The organism is Alteromonas sp. AMM-1 (genome assembly GCF_047290655.1).
Taxonomy (GTDB): Bacteria; Pseudomonadota; Gammaproteobacteria; order Enterobacterales; family Alteromonadaceae; genus Alteromonas; species Alteromonas mangrovi.
Genome location: NZ_JBLBUE010000185.1, coordinates 1 through 6470, shown reverse-complemented (window position 1 = coordinate 6470; position 6470 = coordinate 1). Strand labels below are relative to the sequence as shown.

Here is a 6470-nt window from a genome sequence, read left to right as displayed (position 1 = left end):
GCTATTTGCGCGACCGAGTAATTTCCGTCGGAGTAACGCGTATGAATATGGGTATCAACTTCATACCATTGCTGATTTAACCCAATATCATCTCTGGTAGTGGGAGCGTCACTGGAAGCGACTGTTTGTGGCCTTCTGTTCGTTGTTGTGCCTTTATCGGTGTAAAGCGGCAAGGCGGCAATCCGGCCGTCTATGGTGTTTTCCATGGCGAGATAGCGTTCATCGCTCTCGCTGCCAAACATTTGCTGAAAGGCCGTCTCACTGAAACCTTCTGGAAGATCATGCAGTAGGGGGATAAACAGGTTTTCATCTTTACTGCCTGCCAGAACAGCCTGAACACGGCGGGCATTGTCGGATGATGATATGGCAAAGTCGGCAAACTCCACACCGGATTTATCGGCGGTTAAGTCGCGGAAGCTATAACCTGAACCACCCTGAGCTGAGTCCATTACCTCTTTTAATTTACCAATATTGATACTTAATTGCTTTTCACTGGCGAGGCGCAGTGCAACCGAAAAGAAAAAGTGCAGGCGTAAATCCATGCGGTTTCTGAGCACAAATTTCTCCGGTAACATCAGGCTGTAATCAACCGGCATTGCGACAATACGTGCAAATTCTGGAGCGCCCAGGGTCATGGTTAGCGCCCACAACGCTGCACTGTTTTCGTCTACAGGATCTTCGGTTACCGAGCGCGACTGAGCAAACAGAAACGTTTTACCTACCAGGTCAGCGGTGTTGTCTGCGCGTTTTGCGTGAGACTGAATGTAATCGAGATATAGCTGGATAGTTTCTGTATCGGAGCCGTCAATTTGGCGAAGTTCTTGTATCACTTTAAAGGTGTCGGTGATCCTGTCTTCTACTGACGCTTTTAAATTACCAGGCTTATTAAAGTTAATTACCAGCCGGTCGTTGCCTAACTGTGCGTTAGACTGAATATTATTCAGCGTTTGTAATGCTTCTTCTCCAAAAAAGACCCGGGCAACGCCTTTAAAGAAATATTCAACCATTACACCTGGCAACGGCAAACTGCCTAAACGGCACTGCGTAAATTCCAGTTTTCCATCCATATTGGGCATTAACATGCATTGGGCGTTCAGGTATACGGTACCAGGAATGGTGGTGATACTCGTGGCCATTAATATGCCCATGGCACTGCTGTTCAGACGAAGTTGCACGGCTGGTACCGTGTAGCTTACCGTATCAGAAATGGCTGTTAGCTGCTCATTGGTGACGGTGATTGTGGCGGTTTCATTGGCCGACATCAGCGGCTTGATAATTCTGGCTGCGCCCGCACGAGCTTGAGCCGCTTGTGATGGGCTTAAGTCATGTGTGGGGAGTACCAGCGGTGACAACGAAAAAATCAGGATCAGCAACAGTGAAACAACACTGTATTTAATAATACGGCGTTTGTGCCAAAACCGCTTTTTAACAGGTTGCTGAACGGTTGCTGTCATAGATCATTCTCACTTTGTACCTGCGGGTAACCGGGGGATTTACTGCATTACCCGAGTATAAATCGTCTGAAAAGAATCGCACATGGCGTCTACCGTAAACAGGCTATTAAACCGGGCCAGGCTTTGTTGATGGTAAGCCTGATAAAGCGATGAGTCATTTACCAGTTCCAGCATCGCACTGGCAAACTCCGCCTGGTTGTCGTTCTCGGTTACCAGCCCGTTTTGACGGTGAGCAATCACTTCACCATTGCCGCCGGCATCAGTTACCACGCAAGGCTTGCCCAGTGACATGGCTTCAAGCAGTGTCATTGATGTCCCTTCGCTAAAAGACGACAACAGGAATATATCCATAATAGACAGGTATCTGGCAGGTTGGGGTTGATAACCCGTTAAGATCACCTGATTGCCAATGTCTAATTCATCAATTAATGCTGTAATAGCGTCGCGCATTTCACCATCGCCAACTATCACCAACACCGCATTTACCCCCGCATTGAGTACATCCTTGAACGCACGCAACATCATGAGGTGATTTTTTATCGGATCAAATCGGGCAATGGTGCCAAATACAGTTTGATCTTTTGTTATGCCCAGTTCTGATTTTAGCGCGGCTTGTTCATCAACGGTGACCGGGCTAACCGGTTGGATACCGTTATAAATCACTTCAATCTTACTGGCAGAAAGATGTTCATGAGTGATGAGTGCCTGCTTTGTAGCTGCTGAAATGGCCGTACTGGCATCGGTAAACCAAGCCAGAACCGGATTGATTAGTTTGCGTTTCCATGTGCCAAAATCGGGGTAGAAACGGCCGTGTTCGGTAAATACCACCCGGGTATTGAGTCCGGCTGCCGCTAATACACCGTAAACCCAGGGGGTGTATTGGTGGCAATGGATAATATCGATATTGTTTTGCTTTATATGATGCCGAATTGCCTTTATGAGCGAGCGATCGAAGCCGGGTTGTCTTGCTACCGTGGTAATAGGTATGCCTTTACTCGCTAAATCCTGCCCCCAAGGGCCCAATGGTTCCTCGATACAAAACACAGACATGCGAACATGCGGGTGGTTAAATCCCTCGATCAGGTTTCTGATCACCATCTCCGTGCCACCTATGCGCATATCATAGGTAATATGCATTACGTTGAAGGCTTTACTCACGCGGCTTTTCCGGTGTTATTCATATAACGCTGATACCACATTTCAAACATCAGCAAGCTCCACAAAACCGTGCCGTGCTGGTGAGAACCCGATTGATGCTGGTTCCATAACTGTTTGATGGCACTGGCATTAAAATAGTTGAGCAAGCCTGCTTGTTCAGCAAACAAATATTTTTCTGCGATGGCTTTAATTTCGTCCCGTAGCCATTGGTCGAGTGGTACTGAGAAGCCCATTTTTTTGCGGTACAGAATGTCGTTTGGTAGCAGCGGTTTAAATGCTTCTTTTAAAATGTGTTTTTTCTCGCCGTTTTTGAATTTGAAAGCAGACGGTACGGTGGCTGCAAACTCAATCACGTCGCGATCCAATATAGGCGCGCGCACTTCAAGTGAGTGTGCCATGCTCATGCGATCCACTTTTACCAGAATGCCACCTGGTAAATAGGTTTTCATGTCGGTATACAAAATACGCGACAAATGGTCGGGACCATTGGCTTTTTCATAAGCGTCCAGGGTAATTTTACTGGGATGATAAGCGCCTAGTTTGGCGGCAAAATCGGGCTTCACGAGCTGTTGCCACTGACGGTCGTCGATTTGTGAGTTAGTGATATAAAAACCCATTGCTGGATCACACGACAAGCTATCGCACAACGACTTCACTTTTTTCAGCACGGAAATACCCGAGCCCGCCACTAAATTGGCCACTTTAGGCAAAATGGTTTTTCTTATCCATGTTGGAACCTTGTTGCGCAAATCATTTTCAATAGCGTCAATGCTGTATTTTTCGTAGCCTGCAAATACTTCATCACCACCATCACCGGCAATCGCTACCGTGACTTCCTGACGTGCTAGCTTCGACACAAAATAAGTGGGTACCAATGAAGGATCGGCAAAGGGCTCGTCAAAAAAGCTGACAATGTGTTCAAGATTATCACTTACGTTATCGTGCACAATGAATTCGTGGTGCTCGGTGTGGTACTGGTCAGCGACAATTTTGGCAAATTCGGTTTCATTAAAACGCTTTTCGTCGAATCCGATAGAACACGTTTTTACCGGATTTTCAGACTGTTGTGCCATCATGGCGACCACGCCGCTGGAGTCCACTCCACCGCTTAAAAAGGCACCTAACGGCACATCTGCAATCATGCGCTGGCGTGTGCAATGGGCGGTTAATTCCCGAAGTTGATTGGTGAGTTCCTCTTCACTGGCCTGACTTATCTTACTGAAATCAACATCCCAGTATTGCTGACAAGTCAACTCTCCGTTCTTGTAAAACATGTAGTGAGCAGGTGGACACTTGTGCACACCTTTGAATATGGTTTTGGGATCCGGGATATACTGATACGCAAAAAAGTCGTATACCGCGTCATCTCGAATCTCGCGCTCTACAAATGGCACAGGCAACAGGGCTTTGATTTCCGATGCAAAAGCCAGCTTGCCGTGTTCAAAGGTGTAATATAGCGGCTTTTTACCCATTCGGTCCCTGGCAATAAACAGCGTTTGCTCTTGCTTATCCCAGATAGCAAAGGTAAACATACCGTTGAGTTCAGCAAGGCATTCCACGCCCATTTTGGCATACAGAGCAATAATGACTTCGGTATCGGTATGGGTTGAAAATACGTGACCTTCCGCTTCAAGCGCGGCACGCAGCTCCAGGAAATTGTAAACTTCACCATTGAAGACAATAACGTAGCGCTGATCTTTACTGAACATCGGTTGGTTGCCTGCAGCAGACAAATCCAGAATACTCAGACGGCGGTGACACAATCCAACATGATCATCTATGTAGGTACCGCCAGCATCGGGGCCTCGGTGCAGTATGGCCTGGCCCATGCTGGTCAGAAGTGACTCATCCCCGGCTTCGAATTGAAAACGACTAAATCCTGCAATGCCGCACATAAGGCTCTCCCGATTTATAAACTAATGTAACGCCGAATAGCTGAGCCAATGGCTACAGTGAACCCTAATGGCAGTTTGGGCCATAGGGTTTCTGCCAGTTGTCTGATAGTACCTGATGGACCGGTTTCCACAGCCTGTGGCTGGTTGCCTGATGAACCATCATGCCAGTTCAAAGAGTAAGGCAATGCGCCCCATTGGGTCTTAAATTTAAATGTACCTTCACCAAATGATGAGCGACCAAAATCAAAGGTTTGCATACCAGCATCAGTTACGTTCGCCAGTAATGACCAATATAACAACATATTAGGCGCAAGGCGGTTATATTCAGGCAAGGTTGATGCCCAAGGAATGGCAGCAACAGTACCATTGATTAACACTATGCCGGCACCGATAGGCGTATCACCCTGATAAACCACACACACTCTTGCATTGTCTGCATACTCGCTGACGATGGCCTCAAACCAGCAATACGCATGCGCCGGTGACGCCAGTAATCGCATGTTTTGCTTGTACACGTCGTAAAAGTGAGGAAGCAGCGAGAGATGTGGCTGGGTATTGTCACTCAACGCCGTGTGTAAACCGTTTTTTTCAGCCTTGCGAATCTGGCTGCGCAACTTCGATTTAAAACCGCTCATCAGTGCGTCACTGTTGTCTGGCAAAGGGAGTCTAAGCACCACTTTTTGGCCGGATTGCAATGTGTCAGGATCGGCGGGTTGGTGAAGCACATCACGGTAGTCGGCACCTGCACCCAACTGACGCAGCAGGGCAGTTTGCACTGCCTCGTCGTCGGCAAGAACATAACCGGTGTCGCAATAGGGTAATGCAATGGTTTTTGCCGCAGACAACGGACGCTTAAATTGAATGGTGGGTAGTACGCCGCAACAGTGCTGTTGCTCGTCCTCTGCTATCAGATATTGCATAGGCTGTTGATAAGCTTGCTCGCACGCCTGGCCCCAGGCAAATCGGTGATAAGGGGTGGCCAGTGGATGGGTTTCAACGTACGCATCCCAACGATTTTTATCATGTGGCGTGGCGGGTCTTATCTTCATGTTAATACTGCTTGTTGTGTACTGCGGGCATTGAGTATCTCGCACGCTTCGGTAATGGTACAAAATTCTACGGGAGTGAGGCGCTGCAAATGTTCCACGGTCGCGCGGATACGCTGGCAAATAATCTGCAATGAGTTGGTTTCTTCAAAAAATCCAGTGGCGCCGTCAATCAGACTGGAACTGTGTAAGTACATATGGATTACCCGGTGATGGCGCTTTATGGCTGTATCTACCAGCATGCAAAGATTTTGCTCATCGTTTAATTCCGGGCTCAGATAGATTTTTCTTAACAGTCGGGAATGCCACAATAATCCAATGGTATGGAGTAATTTTAATGGCGCGGTTTCTCCGAGTCGGTGTAGTTTTTCACTAAAACCGTAGTCCCGACGGTTAAATCCGGCCGTAACCGGAATTTCCATAATCTGGCGCTGGTGGCCTGGTGATAAAGGATCATTAAAATCAGGCCAGTAAGGTACCAGAGGCGAGCCTTCACAGGAGAAATACTCATTTCGGTAAAACGGATATACGCTGGAGTCGACGCGGAAGCCTCGTTCAGCCAACAGAGTAAGCACTTTACTGTCGATCCCCCAGCGGCCAGTGCGAAAAGATTTGGGCTGCGTATTAAACTGTTCTGTGAGAACCCGCATTAATTCGTCCAGCTTGGCTTCAATGTGCGCTAATGGCAAATTCACCACGTGGGATTCTGCTTCATTGGTTTGGCCAAAATAGGGCGGGTTACACCAGGGATGCAGATGGGCACCAATTTCGCAGTGATTATTCTGACGCGCCTGATTAATGGCTTTTACCGCATTGGGATTAGCTGCTACAGCGTAATCGACAAAATACGTAGGGCGAATACCCATCTCTTCACAAAAAGACTGAAATTGTGGAATGCGCTGCACGTTTTCAACCTG

At 47.6% G+C, this 6470-nt stretch carries 5 protein-coding genes; all 5 read right to left on the bottom strand.

Annotation, left to right across the window (positions count from 1 at the left end):
* Positions 1-1454 (bottom strand): hypothetical protein (locus ACLR2L_RS17890; RefSeq protein ID WP_413370095.1); only part of this gene is annotated, 1454 nt, incomplete at its 3' end.
* Between the two features lie 39 nt (positions 1455-1493).
* Positions 1494-2612 carry a glycosyltransferase family 4 protein gene (locus ACLR2L_RS17885; RefSeq protein WP_413370093.1) on the bottom strand — a complete coding sequence of 373 codons (1119 nt, stop codon included), beginning with the start codon at positions 2610-2612 and terminating at the stop codon, positions 1494-1496.
* Positions 2609-4507 carry an asparagine synthase (glutamine-hydrolyzing) gene (gene asnB / locus ACLR2L_RS17880; protein WP_413370091.1) on the bottom strand — a complete coding sequence of 633 codons (1899 nt, stop codon included), beginning with the start codon at positions 4505-4507 and terminating at the stop codon, positions 2609-2611. The genes ACLR2L_RS17885 and asnB overlap by 4 nt, the downstream gene beginning before the upstream one ends.
* Before the next feature lie 14 nt (positions 4508-4521).
* The gene (locus ACLR2L_RS17875) at positions 4522-5556 is read right to left on the bottom strand and encodes a GNAT family N-acetyltransferase (RefSeq protein ID WP_413370088.1); all 1035 of its coding nucleotides are present in this window, start codon (positions 5554-5556) and stop codon (positions 4522-4524) included.
* The coding region (locus tag ACLR2L_RS17870) for a WalW protein (protein WP_413370086.1) at positions 5553-6470 on the bottom strand (918 nt) is incomplete at its 5' end. The genes ACLR2L_RS17870 and ACLR2L_RS17875, both read right to left, overlap by 4 nt.

Bases quoted from the DNA above. Each gene is read 5' to 3' on its own strand.
- asnB (WP_413370091.1), bottom strand. From the start codon at position 4,507: ATGTGCGGCATTGCAGGATTTAGTCGTTTTCAATTCGAAGCCGGGGAT.
- ACLR2L_RS17875 (WP_413370088.1), bottom strand. From the start codon at position 5,556: ATGAAGATAAGACCCGCCACGCCACATGATAAAAATCGTTGGGATGCG.